The organism is Corynebacterium faecium (assembly GCF_027257105.1).
Classification (GTDB): Bacteria; Actinomycetota; Actinomycetes; order Mycobacteriales; family Mycobacteriaceae; genus Corynebacterium; species Corynebacterium lehmanniae.
In genome coordinates this window covers 1-1157 of sequence record NZ_JAPYJX010000015.1, presented here as the reverse complement: position 1 = coordinate 1157, position 1157 = coordinate 1, and the positions used below count along the sequence as shown (strand labels likewise).

1 protein-coding gene is annotated in these 1157 nt (G+C 60.1%); it reads right to left on the bottom strand.

Going from position 1 to position 1157, the window contains the following annotated elements:
- Nucleotides 1-50: 50 nt before the first annotated feature.
- Nucleotides 51-1157, bottom strand: a 1107-nt coding sequence (locus O5O53_RS11530; RefSeq protein WP_269512184.1) for an IS3 family transposase, incomplete at its 5' end; no start/stop codon positions are given.

The window sequence follows — 1157 nt, the reverse complement described above, 5'->3', positions numbered from 1 at the left end:
GGGGATGCGGACAAATTCTTGGAGTGCATTTGGGGGACTTTGTCTCGTTGTTATGCACTCAGTGCTTGTCGGTGTTCGGCGATGGTGGTGTAGCCGTCGCCGAGTGTCGACTTCAATCGTCTGTGAATGTAGAAGTCGATGTAGGTGTCAATATAGTCGCGCATCTGCGCCACCGTCATCGTTGACACCACAGGCCTGCCTTTGAGCAGTTCCTGTTTCATCGTGCCGAAGAACCCCTCGGTGCGCGCATTGTCGCCGCTGGTGGCTTTGCGTGACAGTGACGGGATGTATCGCCACCGGTTGTCGCACCACGCATCGGCCTGGCAGTCGGGACAATCCAGGATGTTGTGGGCGTGGTTGGTAATCAGGCTGACCCAGCGTGGGCTGCGGTAGAGCCCACCACGGTCGGAATGGATGATTGGTTGCGCACCGTCGGGTTTTAGCTTGTCGATTCGCGCGATCATCTCGGCGACAAGATCGTGGTCCGGTGACGTCGACATGGTTACCGCAATCGGCATCCCGTCGTAGAAATCGATCGCTGCCGACAGGAACAACTTCCCGTCTGGGCAGTGGATTTCGGTGACATCAGTGCCGATTTTCTCCCACGGCGCATCCGCGTGGAAATCGTGGGTAAGCCCCTTGGCGTCGGCGTGGTCGGTGAAGTACTGCGACGGTTCGATCACCGGCCGGGCCACATCCGAATCCCGGTCATCGTCGGTGCCGTCGGTTGGGGTGATCAGCAGCAGGTTTGCCGGCTTGTGGTCGGTCTCACCGGTGTAGGAGGAGTACTTGCCCGACACCTTCGCCGGCGGGCGGCACCCAAGCTCTTTCATGAGGGTGCGCACGATCTTTTCCGACACCGTATGCCCCATGATCTTCAACCAGGCGTGGATGCGCCGGTACCCGTAGCTTCGCCCGGATTCGGCGGCTGCCTGCAAGATCAGCGGTTTGAGTGCAGCGTGGCGCTGTTCGCGCTGTTGCACCACCTTCGTGTGTTTGTGCCGGTGGTAGTAAAACGTCGACTGCGCAATCCCGACAACCGCGCATGCTCGAGCGATGGAAAACTCGTGAGCGTCCGTGAGGGCAACCACCACAGCGGCTTTCGCCGCGGTGGACAGCTCACCGTCACGGACGTCGTCTTTTCCCCGCGACTCACC